This is a genomic window from Sphingomonas radicis (assembly GCF_051400635.1).
GTDB lineage: Bacteria > Pseudomonadota > Alphaproteobacteria > Sphingomonadales > Sphingomonadaceae > Sphingomonas.
The window spans coordinates 116,708-129,375 of record NZ_JBLFFG010000006.1 but is presented as its reverse complement, the minus strand read 5'-3'; the positions used below and the strand labels follow the sequence as shown (position 1 = coordinate 129,375).

Below are 12,668 nucleotides of genomic sequence, written 5' to 3'. Positions count from 1 at the left end.
AATGATCGGTTTGGTACTCGTGACGCACGGGCGACTCGCGGAGGAGTTCGTCGTCGCGATGGAGCATGTGGTGGGCAAGCAGGAGCGGATCGCACCGATCTGCATCGGGCCCGAGGACGACATGGAAAGCCGGCGCGCGGATATCGCCGCAGCAATTGCACGGGTCGACGAAGGTCGCGGCGTGATCGTCCTGAGCGATCTCTTCGGAGGCACGCCCTCCAATCTCGCCATCTCACTGATGGAAGCGGGGCGGATCGAAGTGATCGCCGGCATCAACCTGCCGATGCTCATCCGCCTGGGCAGCGCGCGCAAGACGATGAAGGTGACCGATGCGGTCGCCGCCGCGCGCGATGCGGGCCGCAAATACATCACTGTCGCTTCGGAAGTGCTCGGAGAAGCCGCCGCGTGAGCCGCGCGAGCCGTACCGTCACGATCGAGAACCGCCGCGGCCTTCATGCCCGCGCCTCCATGGCCTTCGTGACGCTCGCGACCAGCCAGCCGGTGGAACTGACGGTGGAGAAGGACGGCAACAGCGCGTCGGGCACCTCGATCCTCGACCTGATGATGCTCGGCGCGGCCAAAGGCGATTCGATCACGATCAGCGCCGAGGGCGACGGTGCCGAAGCCGCCGTCCAGGCACTCGCCGAGCTGGTCGAAGCGCGCTTCGGCGAGGAATGACGCGGGCCTACGCTCCGGTCCCGTTCGTGCTGAGCTTGTCGAAGAACGTTCCCGGCCAGCCACGGAACGCCACCAAGAACTGCCCTTCGACAAGCTCAGGGCGAACGGTCTAAAGACCTGCCCATGCCCCGCGAGATCACCGCCTTTTCCAACCCGCTCATCAAGCGCGTCCGCAACCTGCGCGACAAGCGCCACCGGCGCGAGGAAGGACTGTTCCTGGCCGAGGGCCTACGCATCCTCACCGAAGCGCGCGAGGCCGGGCGGGTGCCGCAATATCTCTTCTTCGCGCGCGACAATGGCCGGCACCCGCTGATCGAAGCGCTGGTCGCGGAGACCGAAGCCAGGGGCGGTGAGGCGATCGAGACCAACGCCGACATTCTTTCCAAGCTCTCGGGCAAGGACAACCCGGGCGCGGTGGTGGGCGTCTATTCCGAGTTCGCACTGGGGCTCGATGCGATCGATCGCAGCAGCTCGCCCATCTGGCTGGTGGCCGAGCGGCTGCGCGATCCCGGCAATCTCGGCACGATCCTGCGCACCGGCGACGCAGTGGGCGCAGGCGGGCTGATCCTCGTCGACGAATGCGTCGATCCCTTTTCGGTCGAGGCCGTCCGCGCCAGCATGGGCGCGCTGTTCACCGTTCCGGTCGCGAAGGCGAGCTGGGCCGAATTCCGCGACTGGCTGCGTGCCGGTCCGGGCCAGCTCGTCGGGCTGAGCCTCGATACGGAACACGATTATCAGGCGCCGCGCTACGAGGCGCCGACATTCCTGCTCACCGGAAACGAGGCGCAGGGGATGCCCGATTTCATGGCCGCGGAGTGCGACCTGCTCGTCAAGATCCCGATGCTGGGCAAGGCCGACAGCCTCAACGCCGCGGTCGCGACGGCAGTGATGGCCTACGAAGTGCTTAGCCAGCAGCGGTGCTGATCCGGGCGCGGACGAACGCCGCCCGCTCTGCGATCCCGACGCGCGGCAGCTCCACCAGCCTGTACCCTAGTTCGGCATAGATCCGCCGCATTACGACACAGGTCGCCTCGGCTTCGTCAGGGTCCTGTTTGCGTTCGGAGTCCTGCGCGAAGATCTCCGGCCAATGCGGAGCCACGAAGACGGTTCGGTTATACCGGTACTGCTCGGCGGCGCGGCGCATATGATCCGGAATCGGTAGCCCGCAGAGCCTCAGATAGCCGAGAACGTCGGGCACGCCGCGGTCGAGGATCACAGGGCCGGCGAACACGCCCGCTTCGCGGTGCGCGCGCAGCTCCCATGCCAGCATAAGCTCGGCGAAGAGCGCGCGATCGGCCCAGGGAAGCGCGTTCCCGCCGATCGCCACCTGGTCACGGATGATGGCGCGGCCTGCCTCGGGCATGTGCGCCAGGCCTGCTTCAGCCAGCGCGTTGACCAGGCTGGTCTTTCCCGAGCCTGGCCCTCCGGTGATCACGAAAAGATGGTCAGCCATACGGCTGTTCCCTCGCCATGCGAGCGACCACGCACCACGACGGTCACGCGCTCGCTGGTTTCGATCTGCTTGTGGGAAATCCTGGCGCGCCCGGAACGATTCGAACGTCCGACCCTCAGATTCGTAGTCTGATGCTCTATCCAGCTGAGCTACGGGCGCGCTGTGGAGCGGCGCTGATAGGCGGAGCTTTTCAGGAACGCAAGCCCGTTGCGCAGGCTTTTTCACAGGCATAGAGCGAACCCATGCGCAGACCCGCTCTTTTGACGCTCGTCGCCCTCGCGGGCTGCACCGAAACCCCGAATCGATACCCGTCGCTGCTGCCGCGACCGATCGAATCCCAGAGCACGGCGGAGCCGGATAGACCCATTCCCCAGGCCACTCCCGACGCCACGCTCGATTCGCGGATCGCCGCGATCACGGCCGCGCTCGACGAGGGAAACCGGCGCTTCACGGTTGCGGCGCAGGATGCCGAAGCCAAGGTGGCTGTCGCTCGCGGCGTCGCGGAGGGATCGGAACGGTGGCTGGATGCGCACACGGCACTGAGCGGGCTGGAATCGCTACGCACGCCCACGCTCGACGCGCTTGCTGATCTGGATCGCCTGGTCCTGGAGCGCGGGCAGGCAGGTCAGCCCCCCTACCCCGCGCTCGTGGAGGCGAGCGAACGCGCGCAGCGGCTCGCGACCGAGCAGGGCGACCGGATCGCAGCGTTGGAGGCCGCGCTTGCCGGCGCCTGAGCCGGCTCACTCCTGCATCGAGCGATCGAAGATGTGCATCACCGGGATCACTGACGCATAGTCGTCGGTCCACGGCCGGAATCCGGGCCGGGGGGTAAGCGGCGTCCAGCCCGCATCCTCGATCATCAGCCGGTCGATCGCGGCCTTGTCGCGCGACAGCGCGATCCAGTCCGACGTGGTCGCTTCGCTCAGTTCCTCGAGCGCGCTGGGATTGTAGATCATCCGCGCCGTGTACCACCCGCCCTGCTTCGCCGCTGCCGAGACGACCGGCGCGAGCGAAAGGAAGCGATTGGAAATATGGACGAGCAATAGGCCATGCGCGCCGAGCACGCGGCCGTAAGTGTCGAACGCCTCGGTCGTCATCAGGTGCATCGGCACCGAATCGGACGAGAAGGCGTCGAGCGCGAGCAGGTCGAGGCTGTTTTCGGGCATGTCCGCAATGCGCAGCCGGGCATCGCCGAGGACGATCTGCGCCTGCGGAGCGCATTCGCGAAGGAAGGTGAAGTCGCCGGTGTCGCGCGCCAGCCGCACCACTTCGGGATCGATCTCGAAGAAGCGCCATTGCTGGCCTGGGATTGCGTAGCAAGCGAGCGTACCGGTGCCGAGCCCGACCACGCCCATGCGTGCGGATGGTCCATAGAGATGCGGCGCCGCCAGCATCGCCCGGCCCACCCCCGATCCGGGAACATAATAGGTGGTCGGCGTCGCCGATTGGGTGCCCTTGAGCTGGACGCCGTGCAGCGTCGTCCCGTGTGCGAGCCGGCGCTGGGTCGGCAAGTCGTTCACTGTATAGACACCGAAGTAGCTCCGCGTCCGATCGCCACTCAGCGACGTCTCGATCGCTCGATAGCCGCCGAACAGGAACAGCCCGCCCGCGAGCGCGATCACGAAGGGCAGCCGTGCTCCCACCGCGGCGAGCCCCAGCGTCGCGACGAGCAGGAAGGCGACCTGATCATGGGCCTGGCCCAGCACGCCGCCGGGGTTCAGTATCCCGGCCGCTACGATCAGCCCGACTGCCAACGCCATCGCTGCGGCCTTTGCCGCCCGTACGCTCGGCCGCCCCTGCCACAGCCGTACCGTGACTCCCAGCAGGAACGTCTGCGGAACGAGCGCCCCGGCAGCGAGGATCAGCAGCGGATATTCATAGGTCCAGTCGAACACCACCGGCGCGACCAGCCCCGCGAAGACGCCGCCGAGCGCACCGCCCACCGACATCGCGAGATAGAAGCCCGTCAGTCGATCGGGCGCGGGTCGAAGCTGGTACATGCGCGAATGGAGCGCGATCGCGACGATGAACAACAGCACCAGCCCGATCAGCGCATTGAAATAGGCATATTGCTGATGCCCTGCGATCAGCGTGGCACCGAACAGCAGCAATATCACCGGTGCGAACAGGCTGAAGGCATGCGGCACCCAGCGGCTCTCACGGAACGCCACCGAGAAGCTCAGCAGATAGAGCCCCAACGGAAGCACCCAGAGCATCGGAATCGCTACGATGTCGGTGGTGAGGAAAGTGGTCGTCGCCAGCATGAGCCCGGAGGGCACGAAGGCGAGCGCCACCCACAGGAGCACGCGCTTCCACCCCGGCGCCGGACTGGTGTGGGGCACGTGGCGCTCACCCGTGCCGCCGCGCGGCAGTCGTGTTGCGCAGCCCGCCAGCAGCAGGAAGACAAGCCCATAGCCGGCGGTCCACAGCCAGCTCTGCACCTTGAGCGCCATGAACGGCTCGACGAGCAGCGGATAGGCGATCAGCCCGCCGAAGCTGCCGATGTTGGACGCGGCGTAGAGCGCATAGGGATCGCGCCCTCCGCTCGCGACGCTGTACCAGCGCTGGAGCAATGGCGCGTGTGCCGAAATGGCGAAGAAGAGCGGCCCGATCGAGGCGCCGAACAGCCACGGTACCCACAAAGCCGGTTCGGCGCTTCCGGGAAGCTGGGTAGCGATCAACCCGATCGGCAGCCACAGCGCCGCCACCGCGAGCACCGCCAGGTGGATCCCGGCCTGCATCCGTGGCCGCACGCGACCGAGCCAATGCGCATAGGCATAGCCGCCGAGCAGCAGCGCCTGATACACCAGCATCGCCGAGTTCCACACGGCGGGCGCGCCGCCGACGCGAGGCAGCGCCATGCGCGCGACTAACGGCTGGACGAGGAAGAGCAGGAACGATCCGGAAAGGATCGCGATTACGAACAGCCAGCGAAGCCCTGGCCGATCCGCACGCTCGCCGCTCAGCTCTTCGGCCATCCACGCCCCTTCGAAGTCGCCGGAAATCCGGTCGATACTGTAGTGATAGCCGGAAAGCCGGCGTGGCGCCTAGCGCTGGAGCGCAGCGACGCCGGGAAGCGCTTTGCCTTCCATCCATTCGAGGAAGGCGCCGCCCGCAGTGGAGACGAAGCTGAAATCGCCGGCGACCCCAGCCTGGTTGAGCGCCGCAACCGTGTCGCCGCCGCCCGCAACCGAAACCAGCGAACCTTCCCTGGTGAGTGCAGCCGCAGTCTTGGCGAGGCTCACCGTGGCGGTGTCGAACGGCGGCGTCTCGAACGCGCCGAGCGGACCGTTCCATACCAGCGTGCGGCAGGTCTTGAGCACATCGGCGAGCGCCTCGGTAGCCGCGGGGCCGACGTCGAGGATCATCTCGTCCTCGGCGACTTCGTGGACGTTGACGGTGCGGGTGGGCGGGTTCGGCTTGAACTCCTTCGCCACCACCACGTCATAGGGCAGATGGACGGTGCAGCCGGCGCGGTCGGCGGCGTCGAGGATCTCCTCGGCGGTGCCGGTCAGATCATGCTCGCACAGCGACTTGCCGACGCTCACGCCGCGCGCGGCGAGGAACGTGTTGGCCATGCCGCCGCCGATGATCAGGTGATCGACCCTGGCGACGAGGTGCTTGAGCACGTCGAGCTTGGTCGAGACTTTGGCCCCGCCGACCACCGCGGCGACCGGATGCTCGGGGTTGCCGAGCGCCTTGTCGAGCGCATCGAGCTCGGCTTCCATCTGCCGGCCGGCAAACGCCGGCAGCTTGTGTGCCAAGCCCTCGGTCGAGGCATGCGCGCGATGCGCGGCGGAGAAGGCGTCGTTGACATAGAGGTCACCGAGCGCAGCGAAGCGATCGACCACCGCCGGATCGTTCTTCTCCTCCCCGCCGAAGAAGCGCGTGTTCTCGAGCACCGCGATGTCGCCGGGCTGCAAGGTCGCGACATTCTCCGCATCGCCTTCCCAATCGATATAGCGCACGGGCCGGCCGAGCACAGTCTCATAGGGCTTGACGATCTGCGCCAGCGAGAATTCAGGCGTCGGCGTCTTGGGTCGGCCGAAATGCGCGAGGATCAGCACGATCGCGCCGCGATCGGCAAGCTCGGTCACCGTCTGCAGCGTCGCGCGCAGCCGGGTGTCGTCGGTCACCGCGCCATCGGCCATCGGCACGTTGAGGTCCTCCCGGACCAGCACGCGCTTGCCGGCGATGTCACCCATGTCGTCGAGCGTCTTGAAGGATCGCGTCATCACTCTCTCTTCTCCCCTCCCGCTTGCGGGAGGGGCCGGGGGTGGGCGCCCGCTACCCCGCGCGTTGTCCCATGAGGAGGGCGGGCGCCCACCCCTACCCCCCCCCCCCGCGAGCGGGAGGGGGATAGATATGCGTCAGCCCAGCTTCGCCATCGCCGTGGCCGTGTCGACCATGCGGTTCGAAAAGCCCCACTCATTGTCGTACCAGCTTACGACGCGGACCAGCGTGCCCTCGATCACGGCCGTCTCGAGGCTATCGACGGTCGATGAAGCCGGCGTATGGACGATATCGATCGAGACCAGCGGATCCTCCGAATAGACGAGGATGTCCTTGAGCGGGCCTTCCTCGGAAGCCTTCTTGAGGATCGCATTGACTTCGTCGCGGGTCGTGTCGCGCTTGGGCGTGAAGGTCAGGTCGACGAGACTGCCGTCCGGGACCGGCACGCGCACCGAGGAGCCGTCGAGCTTGCCCTTGAGCTCCGGGAGCACCTCGCCCACCGCGCGCGCGGCGCCGGTCGTCGTGGGGATGATGCTCATCGCGGCCGCACGGGCGCGGCGGATGTCCTTGTGGATCTGGTCGAGGATCTTCTGGTCGTTGGTATAGGCGTGGATCGTGGTCATCAGACCGCGCTCGATGCCGATCGTGTCGTTGAGCACCTTGGCGACCGGTGCGAGGCAGTTGGTGGTGCACGACGCGTTGGAGACGATCGTGTGGCCCGCCTCGAGCTTGTCGTGGTTCACACCGTAAACCACCGTGAGGTCGACATTCTTGCCCGGAGCGGAGATCAGCACCTTCTTCGCGCCTGCGTCGATGTGCTTCTGGGCCGACGCGCGATCGGTGAAGAAGCCGGTGCACTCGAGCACCAGTTCGACGCCATTCTCCTTGTGCGGGAGGTTGGCCGGGTCCTTTTCCGCCGTCACCTTGATGCGCTTGCCGTCGACGACGATGTCGTTGCCGTCCGCCGCGACCTCGCCCGGATACCTCCCGTGGACGCTGTCGCGAGAGAAGAGCCAGGCGTTCGATTCAGCGTCGGCGAGATCGTTGATCGTCACCAGCTCGAGCCCGGAATCGGGACGCTCGAGGATCGCGCGCGCCACCAGCCGGCCGATGCGTCCGAACCCGTTGATCGCAACCTTCGTCATGTCCCGTCTTCTCCTGACTGTTTGAGACTGTTTACTTCAGCCGCTCGACGATCTGCGGCACGATCGCCGCAGCGCTGAGCCCGAAATGCTCGTAGAGCCTGAGATAGGGGCCCGAGGCGCCGAATGCATCGACCCCGAAGCGCAACCCATCCGTTCCCACGTAGCGCTCCCAGCCCATCGTCGTTCCGGCCTCGATCGAAACCTTGAGCGCGTGCGGCGGCAGCACGTCCTCACGATATTCTTTCGGCTGAGCGTCGAACCGCTCCCAGCACGGCATCGAAACCACATCCGCGCCGATGCCCTGCGCCTCCAGCGCCTCGCGCACCGCGACTGCAACTTCGACTTCGGAGCCCGACGCGATCAGCACCACTTTCCGCGGCGCCGCCGCCTCGATCAGCGCATAAGCACCGCGGGCGCACCGGTTCTCGGCCGCCTCGGTGCGAAGCTGCGGCAGGTTCTGGCGCGAGAGCGCGAGCAACGATGGCCCGTCCTTCTTCGCGAGCGCGAGCGCCCAGCATTCGGCGGTCTCGATCGTGTCGCACGGCCGGTAGACGTCGAGGTTCGGGATCACCCGAAGGCTCATCAGATGCTCGATCGGCTGGTGCGTCGGCCCGTCCTCGCCGAGGCCGATCGAATCGTGCGTCATCACATAGACGACGCGCGCGCGCTGGAGCGCCGAGAGGCGGATCGCCGGGCGCGCATAATCCGAAAAGACCAGGAAGGTGCCGCCATAGGGAATCACGCCCCCGTGCAGCGCCATGCCGTTCATCGCGGCCGACATGCCGAACTCGCGGATGCCGTAATAGATGTACCGCCCGGCGTAATCCTCGGCGGTCAGCGGTTTGAGCGCCTTGGTGAGCGTGTTGTTCGACCCGGTGAGATCGGCCGAGCCGCCGAGCGTGTCGGGAAGCTGGTCGTTGATCGCCTCAAGCGCGATCTCCGAAGCCTTGCGGGTCGCTATCTTCTGCGGGGCGTCGAGCAGGCCCTGGATATGGTCGTCGAGCTGAAACCAACCCGGCAGGTCCCCGGCCAAGCGGCGCTCGATTTCGACGCGATCCTCATGGCTCGCCAGCCGCTGCTTCCATTCGGCATGCGGTGCCGCGCCACGCTTGCCGGCGCGCAGCCAAGTGTCGCGAATGTCACCCGGGATTTCAAACGGTGGATGGTGCCAGCCGAGCGCCTCACGCGCGCCGGCAATCTCCTCGGCGCCGAGCGGCGAGCCGTGCGACTTGGACGTGCCCTGCTTCTTGGGCGCACCCTTGCCGATGATCGTGCGGCAGCGGACCAGCGAGGGGCGGTCGTCGGCCATTGCGGCGTTGAGCGCCGCGGCGATGCTCGCATCGCCGTGCCCGTCGCACTCGACGACGTGCCAGCCGGTCGCGGCATAGCGCGCCGGGATGTCTTCGCTCGACGAAAGCGAGACCGCACCGTCGATCGTGATCTTGTTGTCGTCCCACAGCACGATCAAGCGGCCGAGCTTGAGATGCCCGGCGAGGCCGATCGCCTCATGGTTGATGCCTTCCATCAGGCAGCCGTCGCCTGCGATCACCCAGGTGCGATGATCGACCAGATCGTCGCCGAGATGCGCGTTGAGGTGGCGCTCCGCGATTGCCATGCCCACCGCCATCGCCACACCCTGCCCGAGCGGACCCGTCGTCGCCTCGACACCGGGCAGCTCGAAATTCTCGGGGTGGCCGGCGCAGGGGCTGCCGACCTGGCGGAAGTTCCTGATGTCTTCCAGCGTCGGGCGCGCATATCCGGTGAGGTGAAGCAGCGAATAGAGCAGCATCGAGCCGTGGCCGGCGGAGAGCACGAACCGGTCACGATCGGGCCAATAGGGATCGGCCGGATCGAACTTCAGATAGTGCTGGAACAGCACGGTCGCGACATCGGCCATACCCATCGGCATGCCCGGGTGCCCAGAGTTGGCTGCCTCCACCGCATCCATGGAGAGCGCCCGGATGGCGTTGGCGCAGTCGGTGAAGGATGCGGACACTGATTTTTCCTTGCTGCCGCGTGGTCGTTGCGCGGACGCCTTTGCGGCGCACGGGCGCGCGCGTCAACCGACGCGCCCTCGCCACCACGCAGAGGCGCGGGCACGCAGCAAATTTTTCGGTGGACGGTTTGCTGCATCGGGGTTGCCGCCCTGCCCGACCGTGCCTAATCCCGTTTTCAACATGGCCGACACACACGCAGCCCGCATCGAGCAGGCGCTGGCCCGGATCGAAGCCGCGGCAAGCGCCCGCGCCTACGCCACCGAACGCCTCGCCCAGCGTCACGCCATACTGCGCCAGCGGATCGAGGAGGCCGTGACTTCGCTCGATACGCTGATCGCCCGCGCTGCCGTTGCCGAAGCGGAGCCCGAATAATGGCGGATGTCACGATCAGCATCGCCGGCCGCAGCTATTCGGTCGCCGCACGCGATGGCGACGAGCCGCATTTGCGGCACCTCGAATCGATTCTTCAGCGCCATGCCGAGACCGCGCAGCGCGCTTCGGGCGGGCTCAACGCCGAGCGCACGCTCGTCTATCTCGCGCTGATCCTTGCGGATTTGCTCGACGAGGCCGAACGCAATCCGCCGCAGGGGGTCTCCCCCGTGCTGCTCGATCGCATCGCCGATCGTCTCGAAGCCGTCGCGGCAGCCCTTGAGGAAGACGCCGCGACCGCCTAGATACCTCCGTGGCGGGCACTGCCCGGTACGAGCCTTGGCATTATCCCTGAGGCTATTCATCATCCATGGGGGCTGTCCCTGTGCAGATCCTGGTCTGTCGCATATGGTCCCCACCTGACGTAACGGGCGTCAGAGGATATTCTGGCAAACGGCCACGGCGGTCCCGCCACACCGCTTCATGATCATCGACAAACCCGCCCTTCGCGCGAAGCTGCGCGCCGACCGCGACCTGTTCGCGGCCGAATCCTCCACGGCGGTAGTTGCGCCCGAGGATTTCATCTCGCGGCTGACGCCCGGTTGCACTGTCGCCACCTATTGCCCCGTCGGCAGCGAGGCGGACCCGACACAGCTCGCCGCGGCCGCGGCCGAACACGGCTGCCAACTCGCACTTCCCCATGTGCTCGACCGCGCAACCCCGATTCGCTTCCTCGCCTGGCAGATCGGCGAGCCGCTGGTGCCGGGGCCCTTCGGGCTGCGCCAGCCCGATCCGTCACGTCCCGAAGTCACGCCCGACGTGATCCTGACTCCGCTCGTCGGTTACGATCGGCGGCTCAACCGGCTGGGACAGGGCGCAGGGCACTACGACCGCGCCTTTGCCCGGTTCGAGCATGCATGGCGCGTGGGTGTAGCCTGGTCGATCCAGGAGGTTCCCGCTATCCCCGCCGACATCTGGGACGTGCCGCTGCACGCGATCATCACCGAGGAGGGCATGTTTTGGCACGAGGGAGCGTGAAGGCGACGTGGCGCAAGCCCGCGGGCATGTTCGCCGTCCTGGCGCTGATCCTCTTCTGGGTGATCGCGGTCGCCAGCTTCTCGGCAGAGATCGGCGCGCTGCCGGTGCTCGTCCAGGCGCTGATCTACGTCGTTCTCGGAATCGTCTGGATCGCGCCGCTCAAGCCGTTGCTGCGCTGGATGGAGACGGGCCGCTGGCGCGCATGATCCCGCCCTTGTTCGCGCAGGGGAGCGGGATATAGTCCCGCCACGTACCCGCGTATCCTTCCGTCACTCGAAGGGAACATCGATGCGCGAACGGTTCGGCCTCCCTCTATTGTCGTTCCTCACTGCGCTGCTGGTGCTGTCCGGCTGCGCCCCGGTACAGCTCATCTCGCAATATGACGAAGCGACCGAACTCGCAGCCAGCCAGCTTCAGCGCGATTTCGCCGCCTTCTTCGTCAAGATCGCCTCGGCCACCGATCCCGAGCAGCGCGCGTTCAGGAACAACATCGACTTCTATCGCGAAGCGGCAGTCGATTTCTCCGCGCTTCAGGTCCGTGTCGGGGCGATTTACCGCAACCAGATCACCAGCGGGCAGATCGATCTCACCCAGATCAATTTCGCCTATCTCATTCTGCTTCACAAAGGCTGCGTGACGGGGCCACTCACCGATGCCCAGCGTGCGGCAGTGGAACAGATGGGACCCGACCTCTCGATGGACTGCCAGACGCTTTATGGCGCCAGCCAGGATGTAAAGGATCGCGGCGACGTACGGCTGAGCCCGATCGTCGCGAGCGTACCGCAAAAGCTGATCGACCAGCAGCTCGGGGCAATCCTGGCGCTCGAGCTCGCGAAGAAGCGTGGCGAGGATGGGGAATAGCGCATGGCCGATTTGCCGCTCCAGGACATCGTAAAGGCCATCGTCGGCGCGATGCGTGGGACATTTGCCGAGCAATGGCCGCAGGTTCGTGACTTTGCCGAAGGCGAGGCGCAGAAGCTTGGCGTCTCGCTCGCGCAGATCACGCGCCTGACGCTTTCCGGGCAGATCAGCGAAGGCGAAGCGAGCGTGATGCTCGAAATGCAGAAGAACGCGGCTCGCACGGTGTTGCTGGCGATCAGGGGCATGGGCATCATCGCGGTCGAATCAGCAATCAATTCGGCGCTCGCGGCAGTGCGCGACATCGTCAACCGAGCGATCGGATTTGCGCTGCTCTGACCCCACCGAAGGCAAAAGATCAGGAGGCGAGCTATGACGAGACTCGGCAGCAAGATCGCCCGGCCTGGCTGGTCGCGCTACGGCGATGCGGCGCTGCTGCTTGCCCGTGTCGCGATCGGCGCCTTTCTGATCTGGGGCGTGTCGGACAATATCGAGAGCGAGGCGCGCATGGCCGAGTTCGCAGGCTTCCTCGCCAGCCACGGCTTTCCCCTGCCCCGCTACGCGGCCCCGCTTTCCGTATGGGCACAATTCCTCTGCGGCGCGGGTTTCATCCTGGGCCTGGGGACGCGCTGGTGGGGGCTACTCTGCGCAGTCAATTTCGCAGTCGCGGTGGCTATGGTCGACGCCAAGCTTGGCATTCGCGGTGCTTTTCCCGCTTCGTGCCTGATCCTGTTCGGGCTGATCTTCGCGACCGTTGGTGCGGGCCGCTATTCGGCCGATTCCGTGATCGGCGGGCGTTAGTGGACACCGAAAGGCAAAGGCGTGGCGCGAGTGACGGGGCTCGAACCCGCGACCTCCGGCGTGACAGGCCGGCGCTCTAACCAACTGAGCTACACC

Annotated in this window: 16 protein-coding genes and 1 tRNA gene; 11 read left to right on the top strand and 6 right to left on the bottom strand. The window is 66.4% G+C overall.

Annotated elements, in window-relative coordinates; all coding sequences use genetic code 11:
• Nucleotide 1 precedes the first annotated feature (1 nt).
• The 3 genes from ACMGDH_RS17585 (at nt 2) to ACMGDH_RS17575 (ending at nt 1,602) form a co-directional block, all read left to right on the top strand.
• Nucleotides 2–409, top strand: coding sequence for a PTS sugar transporter subunit IIA (locus ACMGDH_RS17585; protein ID WP_436829279.1), 408 nt, complete (start codon nt 2–4; stop codon nt 407–409).
• Nucleotides 406–678 (top strand): HPr family phosphocarrier protein, encoded by a 273-nt coding sequence (locus tag ACMGDH_RS17580; RefSeq protein ID WP_436829278.1) that lies wholly within the window; start codon nt 406–408, stop codon nt 676–678. Before ACMGDH_RS17585 ends, ACMGDH_RS17580 begins: the two co-directional genes overlap by 4 nt.
• A 123-nt stretch (nt 679–801) precedes the next feature.
• A complete protein-coding gene (locus tag ACMGDH_RS17575) occupies nt 802–1,602 on the top strand; it encodes a TrmH family RNA methyltransferase (protein ID WP_436829277.1) in 801 nt (266 codons plus the stop codon).
• Here the strand turns inward: ACMGDH_RS17575 and ACMGDH_RS17570 are convergent.
• Both ACMGDH_RS17570 and ACMGDH_RS17565 read right to left on the bottom strand, forming a co-directional pair.
• Nucleotides 1,583–2,131, bottom strand: a complete 549-nt coding sequence (locus ACMGDH_RS17570; RefSeq protein WP_436829276.1) for an AAA family ATPase — start codon at nt 2,129–2,131, stop codon at nt 1,583–1,585. The two genes, ACMGDH_RS17575 and ACMGDH_RS17570, sit on opposite strands and share 20 nt — an antisense overlap.
• An 82-nt stretch (nt 2,132–2,213) precedes the next feature.
• A tRNA-Arg gene (locus ACMGDH_RS17565) sits at nt 2,214–2,290 on the bottom strand.
• 83 nt (nt 2,291–2,373) lie between these two features.
• Here ACMGDH_RS17565 and ACMGDH_RS17560 point away from each other — a divergent pair.
• Nucleotides 2,374–2,865, top strand: coding sequence for a hypothetical protein (locus tag ACMGDH_RS17560; protein WP_436829275.1), 492 nt, complete (start codon nt 2,374–2,376; stop codon nt 2,863–2,865).
• A 6-nt stretch (nt 2,866–2,871) separates the two neighbouring features.
• Here ACMGDH_RS17560 and ACMGDH_RS17555 read toward each other — a convergent pair whose 3' ends face one another.
• The 4 genes from ACMGDH_RS17555 to tkt all read right to left on the bottom strand — a co-directional run bounded on the left by ACMGDH_RS17555 (nt 2,872) and on the right by tkt (nt 9,457).
• Entirely contained in the window at nt 2,872–5,109 is a 2,238-nt protein-coding gene (locus ACMGDH_RS17555) for a hypothetical protein (protein ID WP_436829274.1), read from the bottom strand.
• A 69-nt stretch (nt 5,110–5,178) separates the two neighbouring features.
• A complete protein-coding gene (locus ACMGDH_RS17550) occupies nt 5,179–6,366 on the bottom strand; it encodes a phosphoglycerate kinase (RefSeq protein ID WP_436829273.1) in 1,188 nt (395 codons plus the stop codon).
• A 135-nt stretch (nt 6,367–6,501) separates the two neighbouring features.
• A complete protein-coding gene (gene gap / locus ACMGDH_RS17545) occupies nt 6,502–7,509 on the bottom strand; it encodes a type I glyceraldehyde-3-phosphate dehydrogenase (protein ID WP_436829272.1) in 1,008 nt (335 codons plus the stop codon).
• A 31-nt stretch (nt 7,510–7,540) separates the two neighbouring features.
• A complete protein-coding gene (gene tkt / locus ACMGDH_RS17540) occupies nt 7,541–9,457 on the bottom strand; it encodes a transketolase (protein WP_436829368.1) in 1,917 nt (638 codons plus the stop codon).
• Nucleotides 9,458–9,470: 13 nt separating this feature from the next.
• Between tkt and ACMGDH_RS17535 the strand changes: the two genes are divergently transcribed.
• From ACMGDH_RS17535 to ACMGDH_RS17505, 7 genes are all read left to right on the top strand, one after another.
• Complete coding sequence (locus tag ACMGDH_RS17535) at nt 9,471–9,878, top strand: hypothetical protein (RefSeq protein ID WP_436829271.1); 408 nt, start codon at nt 9,471–9,473, stop codon at nt 9,876–9,878.
• Nucleotides 9,878–10,180, top strand: coding sequence for a cell division protein ZapA (gene zapA, locus ACMGDH_RS17530; protein WP_436829270.1), 303 nt, complete (start codon nt 9,878–9,880; stop codon nt 10,178–10,180). The genes ACMGDH_RS17535 and zapA overlap by 1 nt, the downstream gene beginning before the upstream one ends.
• Nucleotides 10,181–10,358: 178 nt before the next feature.
• Nucleotides 10,359–10,913 (top strand): 5-formyltetrahydrofolate cyclo-ligase, encoded by a 555-nt coding sequence (locus tag ACMGDH_RS17525; protein WP_436829269.1) that lies wholly within the window; start codon nt 10,359–10,361, stop codon nt 10,911–10,913.
• On the top strand, nt 10,895–11,119 hold the full coding sequence (locus tag ACMGDH_RS17520; RefSeq protein ID WP_436829268.1) for a DUF2842 domain-containing protein: 225 nt from the start codon (nt 10,895–10,897) through the stop codon (nt 11,117–11,119). The genes ACMGDH_RS17525 and ACMGDH_RS17520 overlap by 19 nt, the downstream gene beginning before the upstream one ends.
• An 82-nt stretch (nt 11,120–11,201) precedes the next feature.
• Nucleotides 11,202–11,774, top strand: coding sequence for a hypothetical protein (locus ACMGDH_RS17515; RefSeq protein ID WP_436829267.1), 573 nt, complete (start codon nt 11,202–11,204; stop codon nt 11,772–11,774).
• A gap of 3 nt (nt 11,775–11,777) precedes the next feature.
• Nucleotides 11,778–12,110, top strand: coding sequence for a hypothetical protein (locus tag ACMGDH_RS17510; protein ID WP_436829266.1), 333 nt, complete (start codon nt 11,778–11,780; stop codon nt 12,108–12,110).
• Nucleotides 12,111–12,143: 33 nt separating this feature from the next.
• Entirely contained in the window at nt 12,144–12,572 is a 429-nt protein-coding gene (locus tag ACMGDH_RS17505; RefSeq protein ID WP_436829265.1) for a DoxX family protein, read from the top strand.
• Nucleotides 12,573–12,668 lie beyond the last annotated feature (96 nt).

What these genes read in the sequence shown, in the direction of transcription:
- ACMGDH_RS17570 (WP_436829276.1), bottom strand. Translation starts at nt 2,131, where the DNA reads ATGGCTGACCATCTTTTCGTGATCACCGGAGGGCCAGGCTCGGGAAAG.
- ACMGDH_RS17525 (WP_436829269.1), top strand. Translation starts at nt 10,359, where the DNA reads ATGATCATCGACAAACCCGCCCTTCGCGCGAAGCTGCGCGCCGACCGC.
- ACMGDH_RS17550 (WP_436829273.1), bottom strand. Translation starts at nt 6,366, where the DNA reads ATGACGCGATCCTTCAAGACGCTCGACGACATGGGTGACATCGCCGGC.
- ACMGDH_RS17505 (WP_436829265.1), top strand. Translation starts at nt 12,144, where the DNA reads ATGACGAGACTCGGCAGCAAGATCGCCCGGCCTGGCTGGTCGCGCTAC.
- ACMGDH_RS17560 (WP_436829275.1), top strand. Translation starts at nt 2,374, where the DNA reads ATGCGCAGACCCGCTCTTTTGACGCTCGTCGCCCTCGCGGGCTGCACC.
- ACMGDH_RS17510 (WP_436829266.1), top strand. Translation starts at nt 11,778, where the DNA reads ATGGCCGATTTGCCGCTCCAGGACATCGTAAAGGCCATCGTCGGCGCG.
- zapA (WP_436829270.1), top strand. Translation starts at nt 9,878, where the DNA reads ATGGCGGATGTCACGATCAGCATCGCCGGCCGCAGCTATTCGGTCGCC.
- gap (WP_436829272.1), bottom strand. Translation starts at nt 7,509, where the DNA reads ATGACGAAGGTTGCGATCAACGGGTTCGGACGCATCGGCCGGCTGGTG.
- ACMGDH_RS17535 (WP_436829271.1), top strand. Translation starts at nt 9,471, where the DNA reads ATGGCGTTGGCGCAGTCGGTGAAGGATGCGGACACTGATTTTTCCTTG.
- ACMGDH_RS17515 (WP_436829267.1), top strand. Translation starts at nt 11,202, where the DNA reads ATGCGCGAACGGTTCGGCCTCCCTCTATTGTCGTTCCTCACTGCGCTG.
- ACMGDH_RS17555 (WP_436829274.1), bottom strand. Translation starts at nt 5,109, where the DNA reads ATGGCCGAAGAGCTGAGCGGCGAGCGTGCGGATCGGCCAGGGCTTCGC.
- tkt (WP_436829368.1), bottom strand. Translation starts at nt 9,457, where the DNA reads ATGGATGCGGTGGAGGCAGCCAACTCTGGGCACCCGGGCATGCCGATG.
- ACMGDH_RS17575 (WP_436829277.1), top strand. Translation starts at nt 802, where the DNA reads ATGCCCCGCGAGATCACCGCCTTTTCCAACCCGCTCATCAAGCGCGTC.
- ACMGDH_RS17585 (WP_436829279.1), top strand. Translation starts at nt 2, where the DNA reads ATGATCGGTTTGGTACTCGTGACGCACGGGCGACTCGCGGAGGAGTTC.